Annotated in this window: 16 protein-coding genes; 6 read left to right on the forward strand and 10 right to left on the reverse strand. The window is 44.8% G+C overall.

The features are described from left to right. Positions 1 to 15 precede the first annotated feature (15 nt). The 5 genes from AB1552_03045 to AB1552_03065 all read left to right on the forward strand — a co-directional run bounded on the left by AB1552_03045 (position 16) and on the right by AB1552_03065 (position 2,784). Positions 16 to 585: a DUF4136 domain-containing protein gene (locus AB1552_03045; protein MEW6052753.1), complete on the forward strand. Its 570-nt coding sequence runs from the start codon at positions 16 to 18 to the stop codon at positions 583 to 585. Between the two features lie 192 nt (positions 586 to 777). Next, on the forward strand, positions 778 to 1,371 hold the full coding sequence (recR, locus tag AB1552_03050; protein ID MEW6052754.1) for a recombination mediator RecR: 594 nt from the start codon (positions 778 to 780) through the stop codon (positions 1,369 to 1,371). Positions 1,372 to 1,455: 84 nt separating this feature from the next. Beyond that, entirely contained in the window at positions 1,456 to 1,782 is a 327-nt protein-coding gene (locus tag AB1552_03055; GenBank protein ID MEW6052755.1) for a PilZ domain-containing protein, read from the forward strand. A 177-nt stretch (positions 1,783 to 1,959) separates the two neighbouring features. After that, positions 1,960 to 2,211: a cytochrome c gene (locus tag AB1552_03060; GenBank protein ID MEW6052756.1), complete on the forward strand. Its 252-nt coding sequence runs from the start codon at positions 1,960 to 1,962 to the stop codon at positions 2,209 to 2,211. A 213-nt stretch (positions 2,212 to 2,424) separates the two neighbouring features. Continuing rightward, positions 2,425 to 2,784 (forward strand): hypothetical protein, encoded by a 360-nt coding sequence (locus AB1552_03065; GenBank protein ID MEW6052757.1) that lies wholly within the window; start codon positions 2,425 to 2,427, stop codon positions 2,782 to 2,784. A 60-nt stretch (positions 2,785 to 2,844) separates the two neighbouring features. On the opposite strand, the gene AB1552_03070 is transcribed toward AB1552_03065, so the two are convergent. The 3 genes from AB1552_03070 to AB1552_03080 all read right to left on the reverse strand — a co-directional run bounded on the left by AB1552_03070 (position 2,845) and on the right by AB1552_03080 (position 5,696). Next, positions 2,845 to 3,189 (reverse strand): hypothetical protein, encoded by a 345-nt coding sequence (locus tag AB1552_03070; GenBank protein ID MEW6052758.1) that lies wholly within the window; start codon positions 3,187 to 3,189, stop codon positions 2,845 to 2,847. Positions 3,190 to 3,268: 79 nt separating this feature from the next. Then, entirely contained in the window at positions 3,269 to 4,588 is a 1,320-nt protein-coding gene (locus AB1552_03075) for an amidohydrolase family protein (protein ID MEW6052759.1), read from the reverse strand. An 88-nt stretch (positions 4,589 to 4,676) separates the two neighbouring features. Continuing rightward, positions 4,677 to 5,696 (reverse strand): aspartate-semialdehyde dehydrogenase, encoded by a 1,020-nt coding sequence (locus AB1552_03080; protein MEW6052760.1) that lies wholly within the window; start codon positions 5,694 to 5,696, stop codon positions 4,677 to 4,679. Positions 5,697 to 5,854: 158 nt separating this feature from the next. Between AB1552_03080 and ftsY the strand changes: the two genes are divergently transcribed. After that, positions 5,855 to 6,796, forward strand: coding sequence for a signal recognition particle-docking protein FtsY (gene ftsY, locus AB1552_03085; GenBank protein MEW6052761.1), 942 nt, complete (start codon positions 5,855 to 5,857; stop codon positions 6,794 to 6,796). On the opposite strand, the gene AB1552_03090 is transcribed toward ftsY, so the two are convergent. From AB1552_03090 to AB1552_03120, 7 genes are all read right to left on the reverse strand, one after another. After that, a complete protein-coding gene (locus AB1552_03090) occupies positions 6,750 to 8,543 on the reverse strand; it encodes a PBP1A family penicillin-binding protein (protein MEW6052762.1) in 1,794 nt (597 codons plus the stop codon). The genes ftsY and AB1552_03090 overlap by 47 nt on opposite strands. 120 nt (positions 8,544 to 8,663) lie before the next feature. After that, entirely contained in the window at positions 8,664 to 9,176 is a 513-nt protein-coding gene (locus tag AB1552_03095) for a HyaD/HybD family hydrogenase maturation endopeptidase (GenBank protein ID MEW6052763.1), read from the reverse strand. Beyond that, complete coding sequence (locus tag AB1552_03100; GenBank protein ID MEW6052764.1) at positions 9,173 to 10,735, reverse strand: nickel-dependent hydrogenase large subunit; 1,563 nt, start codon at positions 10,733 to 10,735, stop codon at positions 9,173 to 9,175. The genes AB1552_03095 and AB1552_03100 overlap by 4 nt, the downstream gene beginning before the upstream one ends. Positions 10,736 to 10,750: 15 nt before the next feature. After that, positions 10,751 to 11,773 (reverse strand): hydrogenase small subunit, encoded by a 1,023-nt coding sequence (locus tag AB1552_03105; GenBank protein ID MEW6052765.1) that lies wholly within the window; start codon positions 11,771 to 11,773, stop codon positions 10,751 to 10,753. A 305-nt stretch (positions 11,774 to 12,078) separates the two neighbouring features. Then, positions 12,079 to 12,903: a shikimate dehydrogenase gene (locus AB1552_03110; protein ID MEW6052766.1), complete on the reverse strand. Its 825-nt coding sequence runs from the start codon at positions 12,901 to 12,903 to the stop codon at positions 12,079 to 12,081. Between the two features lie 28 nt (positions 12,904 to 12,931). Then, the gene (locus tag AB1552_03115) at positions 12,932 to 13,639 is read right to left on the reverse strand and encodes an HAD family hydrolase (protein ID MEW6052767.1); all 708 of its coding nucleotides are present in this window, start codon (positions 13,637 to 13,639) and stop codon (positions 12,932 to 12,934) included. After that, complete coding sequence (locus AB1552_03120) at positions 13,636 to 14,637, reverse strand: phosphotransferase (protein MEW6052768.1); 1,002 nt, start codon at positions 14,635 to 14,637, stop codon at positions 13,636 to 13,638. Before AB1552_03120 ends, AB1552_03115 begins: the two co-directional genes overlap by 4 nt. Between the last annotated feature and the right edge of the window lie 5 nt (positions 14,638 to 14,642).

Genomic DNA, 14,642 nt, shown 5'->3' on the forward strand with positions numbered 1-14,642 from the left:
GATACGGAGGGACATATGAAAAAGTACATTGTAATAGTCCTTTTTTTATGCGTGAGTTGCGCGACAGTCAATATAACTTATGACTTCGATCAGGAGGCGAATTTTGCCGTCATTAGAACATATGACTGGCTCCCATTACCGGAAAAACCATACGATAATGAGCTGACGATAAAACGCATAAAATACGCGGTGAACAGAGAACTGCAGGCAAAAGGACTTAGTGCAACCCAGGAAAAGCCCGACATTCTGTTAGCAATACGCGGTGGAAAAGAGAAGAGAGTGGAAACCCAGGAATGGGGTTATGGGTTTGATGACCGTGACTCTTACTATTACAACTGGGGCCCCCATCATCCATGGGGGTACAGGGAACCCGCCGGTCGCGACCGCTTCGAATACCGACGTGGAACAGACACATATGAATATGAAGTCGGGACACTGATTCTCGATTTCATTGATTCCGAAAAGAAGGAACTGATATGGAGAGGAACAGCTTCCGGAGTGATTGATCCCGGAAACACCGCCGAACAGATTAATGAAGTGGTAAGAAAAATCCTTGTCAATTTCCCCCCTCCGCAGAAGAAATAGCCACTCAACGCTCAATGATCCGGAGAGTGTTCTTGCTGTCTGCATTTCCGCTTTTTCTCCGATACTTTTTGCTCTGCAAGGCTCAGCATATGCATGATGAGTGTGTGCGAAGATTATCTCTTCGGTTGTTAGAACAACAAAAAAATCTTGATACGATTTTTTATCTTTATTTATACTTGTACTGTGAAGATCATGGAACTTAGTATCATAGAGAATCTTATCAACGAACTCTCAAAGCTTCCCGGCATCGGAAGAAAGACTGCGCAGAGACTTGCCTTTTTCATCCTTTCAATGCCTGATGAAGAAGCAAAGGGTATTGCAAAGGCAATCAGCGAGGTAAAAGAAAAGGCGCGCTTTTGCAGGGAATGCTTCAGCATTACTGATAAAGACCTCTGTGGTATCTGCAGCGATGCCGCAAGGGACAGAGCCAAGATATGTGTCGTAGAAGAACCGAGCAATATTCTCGTCATCGAACGTACAAAGAGTTTCAACGGAATTTACCATGTGCTCCTTGGCGCCCTTTCCCCTATAGATGGCATGACTCCTGACAGGCTCAAAATCGAAGAGCTTATTGAACGTATCAGGAAGAATTCTGCAGAAGAAATTATCATTGCTACGAATCCCAATACCAGGGGCGAAATCACTGCACAGTATATCAGGGAGTTGCTGAAACCTTTTCATGTGAAGGTAACAAGAATCGCATACGGACTTCCGATAGGTGGTGATATCGAATTTGCAGATGAGGTAACCCTCGGAAAGTCACTCGAGGGAAGAAGAGAGATATAGCGTCTTTAACGGGCTGCATTTTCCCCCTGTCATGCATGCAAATTCCCTATTGCGCTCTTACACGAAAATAATTACAATATCGCCATGGAAAAAAGGCGTGCCAAAAGATACAGGGTAAATTTAAATGCAGAACGCATTTCAGGAGACAGCAGACACGGCATATTTATCGAAAATATTTCTGAAAACGGCATTCATATTGTCACTTCCCATTCAGGGGAGCATCGCAAATATACCGCAGGAACCGGAATAGATGTCCATTTCAGGCTAAATTCCGGAGAAACCCTGAAACTCCACTGCAAAGTGAAATGGTCATATGCAAAGGTGCCTCCGAATGGTATGACAGACTGCATAGGTCTGGAGATCATAGATCCTCCAATGCAATATATCAGGTTTGTCAAAGCCCTTCACTAAACAGATTAACTGATTATGTTCATATCTTTTAAGAAAATACCTGTTATTCAGGCAATCATAACGCCCAGACGAACTTCTGAAGCAACACTTTCCCTTATGGGAACTTCACTAAGAAATATGTTGATGGACAAACCGATTTCTGAAATATTAGACTAAAACACTATTCGGGAGAACAAAATGATAAGGAAAATTGTGATGATACTGTTTCTGTCTGTCCTTGTTTCTTCTGCAGGTGCCGCACCTGATTCACCATATGATATTATCGAAAAGCATTGCACGGGATGTCATACCGCATCTTTTGTCCTCGGTCATCAGAAAAACAGAGGCGAATGGGAAAAAACCATAGATCGCATGATCAGTTATGGTACACATTTGGGCAAGGAAGAAAGAAAAATCATAACCGATTATCTGCAACAAAGCAAACGCTAAAACCATTTCCGCCTATCATAAGAAATGCAATACCTATAATTATGATTATAATATAAAATTATATTGATAATTTTATATGATTGAGGTATCTTACTCTGTAAATAAATCGGGCATTGTGCAGCACACTGTTTCCTGCGGGAGGACCATTCTATCGAAACCGTTATTGTCCATTGAGTATATTAGCCTTATTTCACATTACAGGAGGTATGATGTATGGCAGAGGAGCTTGAAAAGAGAGATCTGAACAGGATTGAAGATTTCATATCCATCGCAAAGGAAGGGAAGGAAGTGCAGTTGTCTGTTTCGCTAAGAAAACAGACAGTCACACAGAAACTCCGGCCGGAAGAAAAAAACGTACTGAAAAATGAAGCTGATATTTACCTTCTTGTTGCGGACTTTTCTTTCACGGTAGGAACATTGACGGGGAAAATATCCAAGATTTATGTATCCGGAACTGTCGATGAGCCTCTGAACGCTACACGTCAGCAGACAAGCATCGCAAATTCCCGTCTGAAAATGGATTACCTCCGTTTGCGGAGCGCCAATATAATCTTTGAGGAGGTGTTTTTCTGATTATCTCTATCAGGAAGCAACATCCGTCATAATGTATTTTTTACGAAATCAATGAAAGGATCATATCCCGTCTTTCTCAGGCAAAGAAATACCATATTTCTTCGCCACATGAATTCCCAGCCGGAATTCTCCCCTCTTCATCGCAGCTTCCATGAGAATGCCGGCGCATTCCTTCCTGAACTTCATGCAAATATCCTTGCTCACAGTATACTTTTCCGTCATTGCTTCAATTATTTCCCCATACTTTTCCAGCATCTTCTCAAGATTGTCCATAGAGCACACATAGTTAAATTCGCATGATATAAAATCGTAATCCATCGACAAAGCCCTGCTCCGGATTTTTTTCTTGTAGAAATCCATTTTGCGGAGGATATCATTCGGAACCTGGAACTCCATATCTTCCATATATTATTCCGTATATTATTCCGTCATTATAATTTTTTGTGTCTTCTTCATCACAATGCATAGAACGCATGAAAGATTATCAACCTGCTTTTTTTATTGCTTCACCCCATTGTCTTGCCTTATTGAGAATTGCGGATTCATCGGTGGACAGAAGAACCCTCTCATCTATAATGATTTTTCCGTTTATCATAACGCTTTCTACATCTGATGACATTGCTGCATAAACGATATGCGAATACACATCATACAGCGGCGTCAGATGTGGCTTGTTAAAATTCACCACAATAATGTCTGCCTTCCTGCCTTCCTCTATGCTGCCCACCTTTTCTCCGAGACCGAGGACTTCAGCACCCCAGCGAGTTGCCATGAGGAGTGCGGTCCTCGCATTGATCACTGTAGGGTCACTGGCAAGCGCCTTATGTACTTTGGCAGTAGTGGACATTTCACTAAAAACATTCAGGTCGTTGTTACTCGCAGCTCCGTCGGTGCCAAATGACACCTTTATTCCCTCCATCAGCATTGTAGCAACAGGAGCAAATCCCGAAGCAAGCTTCAGATTGCTCTCCATACAATGAGAGACTCCGACCTTTCTTTCGGCAAGCAGCTCTATTTCTTTGTCATCAAGCCAAATGCAATGTGCCGCAACTACCCTTTGGTCAAGAATGCCGAGGTTCTCAAGATATTCCACCGGTCTTTTTTTGTAACGCTTCATGACCTCCCCAACTTCCCATTCTGTCTCTGACAGATGCAGGTGAAGGGGTACGTTATATTTCTCTGCCAAGGTTTTGGCCTTTTTCAGGGTATCCGTTCCGCAGGTATACAGGGCATGCGGTGCAACACAGGGGGTAATCAGTTCATCGCCTTTCCATTCCCTTATAAATTCCTCAGCATTGGTGAGGTATTCTGCCGGTGTGTTCGCAGACATTGTCGGAAAATCCAGAATACCAGCGCCCAGCACTGCCCTCATGCCTATTTTTTTTACTGTTTTGCCGGCCGCATCCTCATAGAAATACATATCATTGTACGTTGTCACACCTCCCTTGAGCATCTCGAGACAGGCGAGCTCTATCGCATCTGAAACAAACTGGGGACTCAACCACTTGTTCTCCGCCGGCCATATATGATTTTCTAGCCATCGGTTCAATGGCATATCGTCTGCCAAGCCCCTGAAATATACCATTGCCGCATGGGTATGGGTATTGATGAGCCCCGGCAATATGATACTGTTCTCTTTTCTGATAAAGCGGTGTGGCACATATTTTCTGCATATTTCGGATGTGTGTCCTACATCGAGAATTCTCTCTCCCTGAACAGCTACACCCCCGTCATGGATAACTGTAAGCGCCTGATCCATTGTAAGGACAAAATCTGCACTCAGAATATAATCAACTCTAATCACTTGATGACAGGTTTCCTTTGCATGGTCGAGTTTCTCTTCTCCGGGTATATCTGGAACCGCACGGCCAAAACAGGACTTCAGGGTATGATTACGCCATCTCTGTGAGTTTTTCGGCTATCTGCACCGCGTTCAATGCTGCGCCTTTTCTCAGGTTATCGGCGACAATCCACATATTGATACCGTTTTCGATGGTTTCATCAACCCTTATGCGGCCGACATATGTCTCGTCTTTTCCTGCAACATGAATAGGGATTGGGTAGATATTTTTTTCAGGCGCATCGTACACGATAACGCCTGATGCCTCTGCAAGAATCGCGCGCACCTCGTTTGGCAGGAGTTTCCTCTCGGTTTCGATATTGAGGCTTTCAGAGTGCCCCCTGAAAACCGGTACCCGCACGGTTGTTGCGGTAAGCCGGATAGAATCATCTCCAAGAATCTTTTTCGTCTCGTTTACCATTTTCATTTCTTCTTTTGTATATCCGTTTTCGAGAAATTTGTCGATGTGAGGCAGAACATTGAACGCTATTTGATGCGGGTATACCGTGCATGTCACACCCCTGAAATTCATAAGGTCAATCGTCTGCTGCATAAGTTCATCGATTGCTTTTTGTCCTGTTCCTGAAACTGATTGAAATGTTGTAACCACAACCCTTTTAATACGTGCGGCATCATGTATCGGTTTCAGCACAACTACCATCTGGATGGTAGAGCAGTTTGGATTTGCGATAATACCCTTATGCCATTTCAGATCATTCGGGTTTACCTCAGGCACTACCAGAGGCACCGCGGAGTCCATGCGCCACTGACTTGAATTATCCACAACAACACATCCCGATTCGGCAGCTATCGGTGCCCATTCCCTTGACCTTTCAGCACCTGCCGAAAACAAAGCAATATCGACTCCCTTAAATGATTCTTTTTTCAGTATTTCCACAGGGATATCCTGCCCCTTGTACTCCAGTTTCCTGCCTTCAGACCTCTCAGAAGCAAACAGTCTGATCTTTTCAACAGGAAAGTCCCTGGTTTGAAGCGTATCGATCATTTCGTTTCCTACCGCACCTGTCGCTCCTACGACTGCTACAATATATCTGTCTTTCTTCCTGAGCATTGAAATACACCCTCCGTTTGAGTAATTTTCGCTTTTTTATATCTAATCTATTATAATGACAGATTTGAAAAAAACAATACTCAGAAGAATGTTCCCGAGATTGATAATTCTTCACAAAAAAAATTAATATTACGTAGCATCTCAGTAAAGGAGGAGCAATGGGGTTTTTTGATCGCATGAAAGAAAGCTTTTCGAAAAAAGGGTTCGAACGCCTGAAAGACAGCATCTCAAAGACACGGGAAAGTTTTATTGAAAAAGTCGAGACCATATTTACCGGCCGCAAGATAGATGAAGAATCTCTTGAAGAACTTGAAGAGATACTGATTATGTCTGATGTGGGTGCTCACGCATCTTCTCAGATAATGCTGACTCTCAGAGAAAGTGCAAAAAAAGGAGAGGCAAAGGATCTGGAGTCAGTAAAAGCACTCCTGAAGCGTGAAATGACCGCTGTCCTCGGCGACCCCCAGCCGCTTGTCATTCATGACAGCAAACCTTATGTCATCCTTACAATCGGGGTAAATGGAGTAGGAAAAACTACAACAATTGGGAAACTTGCAAGCAGGTTCAGATCCCAGGGGCTTTCGGTATTGCTCGCTGCCGGGGATACTTTCAGGGCTGCCGGGATAGAACAGCTCGAAATCTGGGCGAAAAGGGCTGATACACAGTTCGTGAAGCACCAGAAGGGTTCAGACCCCGCGGCAGTAGCCTATGATGCAGTAGTTGCAGCGCAGAGCAGAGGAATTGATGTCGTCATTATTGATACCGCAGGGAGACTCCATACAAAAAGCAATCTCATGGAAGAACTGAAGAAAGTCAAAAGAACGATAGAAAAAGCCCTTCCGGGAACTCCGCAGGAAATACTGCTGGTAGTTGATGCAACAACCGGACAGAACGCACTAAGACAGGCAGAATTATTCAACGAAGCAATCGGCGTTACCGGTATAGTACTGACAAAGCTTGATGGAACGGCAAAAGGCGGAATCATATTTGCAATAAAAAAGGGATTGGGTATCCCGGTCAGGCTCATAGGGGTCGGTGAAGGGATAGAAGATCTCAGGGACTTTGCGCCAGAAGAGTTTGTAGAGGCACTCTTTTCATGAATTCAATCCATATCGGAAGCGCTGCCTTACCGCCCGTCTCCCTCGGCCCTATCGGGGTGTGGTTGTCCCTTCCCACCCATACTCCTACGACGAGTCTTTCATCAAATCCGATGAACCATGCATCCGTATAGTTATTTGTCGTTCCGGTTTTTCCGTACAAAGGCCTCTTCAGCTCTTTTGCTTTCACCGCAGTTCCTTCCTCAACAACTGCATGCAGAAGTGTTCTGATCTGCTCAACTTCCTCGTCTGTCAACGCTTCTTCCAGAACAGAGCCTGTTTCCTCAACAATAATCCAGTCCCTGTTGTATATTTTTTCATACAGAATGGGTTTTGGTTTATATCCTGTCGCAAAAACCGAGTAAGCAATAACCATATCGTAAAGGGTAACGTCAGACGCCCCTATTGCCAGGGGAAGATACGGCTGAAGTGTGCTGGTAATTCCGAGTCTTCTTGCGGTTTCCATGACAGTATCAACCCCAAGATATGCTGCAAGCCGAATCGCTGCACAATTGAGAGACTTGGCAAGCGCTGTTTTCAGTGTTACGTTTCCGTAATATTTTCCATCGTAGTTACGCGGGACCCATCTCTGTCCCGGCCTCGCACCCCCAAAAGAAACCGGCGAGTCATTGATTATTGATACAGATGTCATCCCGCTCTCTATGGCAGCAACATACACGAACGGCTTGAATGCGGAACCCGGCTGCCTTAAGGCCTGCGTAGAGCGATTATACTGGTTTTTCCAAAAATTAGAGCCTCCGACCATCGCCTTAATGTGCCCAGTTCTCATATCCACTGCCAGCAGCGCTGCCTCAACTCCCGGTCTTACCCTCCTCTCAATCGCTGATATACCGTTCCTTACCGCATCCTCCGCTATGCTCTGCATTCTCGAATCGAGTGTTGAGTATATCTTGTAACCCGAGGTATATAATGCATTTCCATAGCTTGGCTCAAGGTTCTGTCTTAGTAATTCTATGAAATACGGGGCATCATATTTCCTGAAGTTGGGTTTTTCGGGCAAAGACGCCTTGTTTGCCGCCTGATACTCATTCTCGGTAATGAATTTGTTCTCCCTCATCTGCTTGAGTACTATTGCCCTTCTTTCCCTTGATTTTTCAGGATTCTTAAAAGGTGAATAGACAGACGGTGCCTTTGGCATAGACGCAAGAAGAGCCGCTTCAGGGATATTGATATCTTTCACAGATTTGCCGAAATATGTCTGAGCCGCTGCCTCTATACCGTACGCCCTTGTCCCGAAATATGCCTGATTCAGGTACATTCCGAGGATTTCGTCTTTTGTATATGTTCTCTCAATCTTAAAAGACAAAACTGCTTCCTTGATTTTTCTGGAAATGGCCCGCTCCGGTTTCAAAAAAAGCATTCTTGCAAGCTGCTGTGTGATTGTGCTTCCGCCTTCTACGATTCCACCTGCCTTTATATCATGCCAGAGCGCTCTCATGATTCCGATAAAATCTACCCCCGGATGTGCATAAAACCTAATATCTTCCACGGAGATAAAAGCCTTTTTTACATGCTCAGGGATATGGTAATGCGGAACGAATGTCCTTCTCTCAAGATAGAGCTCTGCGATGACCTTCCCGTCGGTTGAATATACGTTTGATGATTCCAGGGGCGCATATTCTTCAAGGAGTTTGATATTCGGCAAGTCGGACAATGTCCTGTATAACACTCCCCCGATTATGCCCGTCAGGAGAGAAAGAATAAGGAACCCTGTAATAACTTTCATCATTCTGGTCATTGTTCAATTATAATCGATATTCTTTTGAAAATTATGCGGGTTCTGATTAACGCAGCATGGCGGAGGGAAAAGGCTGTATTATTTCATGTTTTTTTGTTGTTCAGGGTCTTCTCAGACAGGACGGTGTATTTCTTCAATAACCAGTTCGATAATTTTGGGAACTTTATCTCTGATCTCCGGAGACAATTCCATGCTCATCTCAAGAGATTTGGGTTCAATTCCAATTACCGTCGTACTGGGTCTTTTCCCGATCAATACGGATAAATCGATAACTTCCAGAATACCGATCTGGTGGACAGATGTCTTGAACCCTGACGGAACATTTCTCACTTCATCTATGTCAAAACGGTAGATTGACCCCGGTGAGGCATGTCCCCTGACTGCGTCAATGACAATCAGACGGTCTGCCTCTGTAATTATGTTCAAAAGCCTGAAACCGTCCGTACCACCCTCTACAACAGTCACTTCGGGGGGAAATTTCATTTGTATGAGCTCGTTTGCGACGTGAACACCGATGCCTTCATCGGACAGAAGGATATTTCCTACACCAAGTACAACGATTTTCTTGGGGGAGACATTGTCTCCCCCCTCTGTTGTTGTGTAAACCTTTTCAGTTTTTTTCATTCGATAATGAACTTCCGTATCTGATTGTCTTGCGGGTCAATGACGTGTATTGCGCACGCCAGACATGGATCAAATGACCGTATGATTCGGACGACATTGACAGGATTTTTGGGATCCGGAACAGGAGCTCCTATCAATGATTCCTCATACTGTCCGCGAACTCCGTTGTCACATCGTGGTGATGCGTTCCAGGTTGAAGGGACAACAGCCTGATAATTCTCGATCTTTTTGTCCCTGATTCTGATCCAGTGACCAAGGGCTCCCCTCGGCGGCTCGGAAAAACCGGCTCCCATGCCGCTTGACGGAGGATCCCAGTGTTCAGTGTCATGAATTTTGAATCCGGGTTTTGTCATCTCCGTCTGAAGCTGGTCCAGCCAATGATAGCAGGCGTCGACAACCATTTTGGTTTCTATGGCCCGTGCTGCATGTCGTGCTACAGCGCCGGGTTTTGCGCCTTTTTCTACCAGTGCAAGTATGTCGCTGTTTTTTGCTATGATCATTCTTGCAAGCGGACCGACTTCCATCGCGGTGCCTTCATAACGCGGTGCCTTCACAAAAGAGTATGCATTCTTTTTATCAAGGTTGAATATCTGTTCACCGTTATATGGATGAACGGGTTTGTTCTCCTTGTACCACGCATATTTCACGGATTCGGTGATCCTTTCCGGAATGACCGTGTCAATCTTTATGTCTGCCGGATTCAGTCCTTTCATGACACCAGCAGGGAAGAGGAGCTTCTTGCCATCCTTGTCAAGCTGGAAGTCACCATACGACATATAATTATGGTGTCCCCCCCCGATACCCATTTGGGCAAGCGGCCAGAGTGGTCCTGTGCCGAATGCAAGCACATCCGGTATATAGATTTCACTGATGAATTTCGCCTGCTCATCCAGCATCGAACGGAACCGTGCAACCTGGTTGATGTCCGGAAAAGACGTCACTCCGCCGACAACGATGTTCTGATAGTGCGGGGTTCTTCCACCCCATATGGCTCCCATATTCCGCGCTTTAGCGTGCATCTTCAGGGCCTTCAGGTAATGGCTCACTGCAGATATCACGATATCAGGATCTTTCACGGTAAACTCATCAGGTTCATATCTCGGGGTGAGGGGATAGGTATCCTTTGCCTTCACCAGGGATACTATTTTGTCCTTAACCGCAAGAAGATCCTTGTCATTTCCCTTGTAGTCGGCGATCGCCATGATATCAATGTAATCAAGGGCACTTAACTGGTAAAAATGGAGAGGATGATCATATATGTATTCTGCGCCCATCACAAGATTTCTTATGAGATTTCCTCCCCAGGGAACCTTGGCCCCGAATGCAGCATCAAGGGCGCGTGAAGAGGCGAGCTGGTGCACACTGTAGCATACCCCGCAGAAGCGGCTGGTAACATACGATGCATCCCTGGGATCCTTCCCCGTGAGAAGAGCCTCAAATCCCCTTGCCATCGTGCCGCTGCTCCATGCATTCTTGACCTTGCCATTCTCGATCTCGACTTCAATCTTCAGATGTCCTTCGATCCTGGTTACCGGATCAATCGTAATTTTCTTAGCCATATATTTTCACCTCCTTTAACTTTCTTCTTTTGTAAACATTCCGGCCTTTTTCATGGCCATGATCTTTTTGGAAGATTCGCTTTCCACAGTATAGAGAGGTGTGACATGTTCATAAAAACTCGGTTCGCCACATGCCTGACATACGCCTCCGCAATCGATGCAGAAGTTGATTCCGTCATTCCATCGTCTTATCGAACAATCACTGTGCGACATAGGGCCCTTACATCCCTTCTGCAGCAGGCACCAGTCTTTCTGTCTCGGGTCATTCCAGTCATTCAGAAATTCTCCTGCATCAAAATGCGCCCTGCGCCTGCAATTGTCATGGATAAGCCTGCTGTCTCCGAAATACATCGCGGGACGTCCATTCGAGTCCAGCTCTGGTATGTTTCCCGTAACAAGTACATACAGGATGGTCCCCACAAGATGATCCGTATGGACAGGACATGTAGAAATATTTATGACCGGCTTGTCAATCTTGGCCTTTTTTAGGGATTCAGTTACAGATATTCCCTTACTTGGAGTTGCCCTCGGGATACCCCCGAAAGCACCGCATGCACCTACCGCAAGCACTGCCTTTGATTTCCTTGCAGCTTCTTCAACAATTTTTCTGAAAGGACGGCCGCCTATTTCGCAGAATCTGTCATCCGCTGATGGTATTGCACCCTCCACAATCAGGATATATCCTCCTTCTTTGACTGTCTGATCATGGATCTCCTCCACCATATGTCCGGCAGCGGCCATAATCGTGTCGTGCTGTCTCAGGGATATCTTGTCAAGAATTATCGAAGAAACCGGAGGATGCAGGCTTTGTGTCAGCGATATGGTACATCCGGCGCATGCAAGCCCTTCCAGCCACATCACAGAAGGTTTTTTTGAACCCGATTCCAGCGCATATGCGAGTTTCGAGGAAAATTCGAACTCTGAAAGACCAAAAAGGGCTGCTGTTGCAGCACAATACTTCAGGAAGTCTCTTCTGTTTATACCGTGAGCTTCAAAAATGTTCATAAGCCCATCGTTGAGAATTTTTTCTCCTTTCATGTAGTCACCTCCTTTTTATACTCTAAAACCCATCAATAACTTATTGGAGTTGCTTCTATGTGTGCAATATATCACCTCCTTTTGCTCCCTTCAGCTTATCACATTTTATAAAAAAATCAAATGCTTTAAATATATTTAAATTATTATATTATTTATAATTAAATTTTACAATGTTCTTTGGTGTTCTTCAATCAATTTGTTCGATAAGGATGACGGGTTGCAGCTGACTGCAATTACATATTTTCAATATGGGGTGACTGGGTCGAAGAGGTTTTACTGTACTATTATGGAGAAAGTATTGTTAGTTATCCCTTTGCGTTCAGAAGCGCATCGCGCATGACAGATATATCGGGGGTTCTCCCTGTCCAGAGTTTGAACGCAAAGTATCCCTGCCATAAAAGCATTCCGAGACCATCAAGCGTATCATAGCCGTATCGGGATGCCTCATTGACAAGGCGTGTTTTCTTGTAGATCAGATCGCAGACTACAACACTTTTCTTGAGGTTCTCCAGAGCAAACGGTAACGGGTCGTCTTTTTTTAAACCGAGAGGTGTTGCATTTATGACCATGTCATAACGTTTGAGTGACGAAAGTTCATAACATGGTGATACATTATTCCGTATTTTTTTCAGATCACTCATCAGACTGTCAAGCTTTTCTCTTGTTCGTCCGTATATGCTTACCGTTTTTGCCTTCTGGCTGAGAGAGAAGCTTACTGCCCTTGCTGCCCCGCCGGCTCCGACTATCAGAATATCCTTTCCCTTTACTGTGATTCCGGCCTCTGACATTGCCTTCATGAAACCCGCACCATCAGTGTTATGCCCGGTCAATCTTCCCTTTTTGTTCACTATGGTATTGACCGCGCCGATGAACGCCGCTTCTTCGGCAACATTGTCGAGATATTTGATGACTTTTTCCTTATGCGGTACCGTAATATTAATCCCCTGGATATTCAGCGCCCTGATCGCAGCAACCGCTTCACGAAGATTATCAGGGTGCACCAGAAAAGGAATATAGCAGTAGTCAAGACTGAGCGATTCAAACGCTGCATTGTGCATTGCAGGTGACAGAGTATGCTCAACAGGATAGCCGATAATTCCGGTAATACCAGTTTTTCCGCTAATTTTCACGGGCCTCCCCTCACATTATCCACTATGATCAGAGTATCTCTCGGATGATATTCTCCAGTTCCGGATACTCATAGAAACATCCGTCCGGATGTACCCCATTGTAATCGCTGCATGGGGACCTGTAAAGTATGCATTTCATTCCCGCTTTCTTTGCCCCCACAAGATCCTTGTGGGGATTGTCTCCGACATATACGGAATCAGCGGCATGAACACCGGAATCATTCATTGCCTGCTGGAATAGACGTATATCCGGTTTTTTGTATCCTGTTCTTGAGGACAGAATCCTGTGTTTTATGAACTGGTCGAGGCCGAGCATTGCCATTTCAGGTTCAGCGAAAATCCACTGTGCATCAGAGATGATTGCGAGTTTGTATCTCCTGCCGAGGGAAACGAGAACGTCATACACACAATCAAAGACGCAGAATGTCCTTATGGTGAGAGACCGGAAAAGCATAATGGTGTCAATCACTGTTCCCTTTGAATACTTTCTTTTTCCGTATTTATTGATAATGCCGAAAAAGATATCATACACATCAACCTCGGGATACTCTTCTTTGCTGTGGCTCAGACACTGTTGTATGCTCTCCTGGTATGTCTTTTTCAATTCTTCCGGAGATATGTTCACTGAGTGGTATGCAAGGTACCGAGAGAGTGTTTCATATACCCATGGATCATTTTCATCTGTCCTTATATTGATCAATGTTCCATAGAGATCAAAAAAAACTGCCTTTTTCACGCGAGCTTAAACCCCCATTTCATACACTCCAGCGCTTCATGGGCGAGGCGTTTCCTGTAATCCCATGAAAGGTAATTGTTCCGCGCGATCCTCAGCTCAGTCAGCGCCATATAGAATGGCATTCTCAAGGTAATCTCTTTGAATGCCCTTTTGCTGGCTGCATCATGGCCTGTATAGGACTTGAGAAAATGCCTTATGTACGGTTCAGCGGCAAAAGCATTACCGGTCCGCCACATGAATGCATGTTTCAGTTCGCCGCATATCATGCCGATATCATAGACAAGATCACAGTTTTTCATCCTCTCGAGGTCTATCGCAACAACATCTCCTTTCTCTGTGAAGATAAAATTTGTCGGGGTTGCATCTCCGTGTACTATGACATTTCTGGCCCCGTAATATGTAATCCTTTTCAGCCATTTGTCCATCATCTTCAGAAAGGATTTGCCCTGATCATCTGACAGAACTCTCTGACTGAGGAGTCTCTGCAGAATCTTCCTGAAATAGGAACCCAATGCATTGAGGTTCACATCATTTCCGTCTTCTGTCCTTGAGTGCAGTGCAAAAAGAAAAGACGATAACCTGGAAAGATTGTCGATCAGGGGGACTACCCTGAACCTGAACATTGCCTGCTTCAGGTAATAATCGAGGTCTTTTCCCTGAATAAACTCCTCTGTGAGGGCAAGTCCGATTCTTTCTTCCCTGCTGATAGGACGGACCACATAATTCGGATATGTATCAAACCCATAATTTCTCAACCTTGCAAGATTGTCAAACTCACCCTTTTTTCTCAGAAGTCTTTCCTGTTTCGTGTCATGCAGCCGGTAAAATTTCCCTATAATGGCAACTCTGGTATTTTCTTCCGTGTATTTATATACCATCCCTGAAGACATTCTGTTGACGTGAAACTGGGGATATTTTGTATCAGCAATTACCTGAGACGTGAGTATTTCGTACAGCGGATCTGCATAATCAAGCTTTCCAAGATATGTTTCGCCCATGAAGT

The organism is Nitrospirota bacterium (assembly GCA_040754395.1).
Taxonomy (GTDB): Bacteria; Nitrospirota; Thermodesulfovibrionia; order Thermodesulfovibrionales; family SM23-35; genus JBFMCL01.

Coding starts and splice junctions, on each gene's coding strand:
- AB1552_03045 (MEW6052753.1), top strand. CDS start 16: ATGAAAAAGTACATTGTAATAGTCCTTTTTTTATGCGTGAGTTGCGCG.
- recR (MEW6052754.1), top strand. CDS start 778: ATGGAACTTAGTATCATAGAGAATCTTATCAACGAACTCTCAAAGCTT.
- AB1552_03055 (MEW6052755.1), top strand. CDS start 1,456: ATGGAAAAAAGGCGTGCCAAAAGATACAGGGTAAATTTAAATGCAGAA.
- AB1552_03060 (MEW6052756.1), top strand. CDS start 1,960: ATGATAAGGAAAATTGTGATGATACTGTTTCTGTCTGTCCTTGTTTCT.
- AB1552_03065 (MEW6052757.1), top strand. CDS start 2,425: ATGGCAGAGGAGCTTGAAAAGAGAGATCTGAACAGGATTGAAGATTTC.
- AB1552_03070 (MEW6052758.1), bottom strand. CDS start 3,189: ATGGAAGATATGGAGTTCCAGGTTCCGAATGATATCCTCCGCAAAATG.
- AB1552_03080 (MEW6052760.1), bottom strand. CDS start 5,696: ATGCTCAGGAAGAAAGACAGATATATTGTAGCAGTCGTAGGAGCGACA.
- ftsY (MEW6052761.1), top strand. CDS start 5,855: ATGGGGTTTTTTGATCGCATGAAAGAAAGCTTTTCGAAAAAAGGGTTC.
- AB1552_03090 (MEW6052762.1), bottom strand. CDS start 8,543: ATGATGAAAGTTATTACAGGGTTCCTTATTCTTTCTCTCCTGACGGGC.
- AB1552_03095 (MEW6052763.1), bottom strand. CDS start 9,176: ATGAAAAAAACTGAAAAGGTTTACACAACAACAGAGGGGGGAGACAAT.
- AB1552_03100 (MEW6052764.1), bottom strand. CDS start 10,735: ATGGCTAAGAAAATTACGATTGATCCGGTAACCAGGATCGAAGGACAT.
- AB1552_03105 (MEW6052765.1), bottom strand. CDS start 11,773: ATGAAAGGAGAAAAAATTCTCAACGATGGGCTTATGAACATTTTTGAA.
- AB1552_03120 (MEW6052768.1), bottom strand. CDS start 14,637: ATGGGCGAAACATATCTTGGAAAGCTTGATTATGCAGATCCGCTGTAC.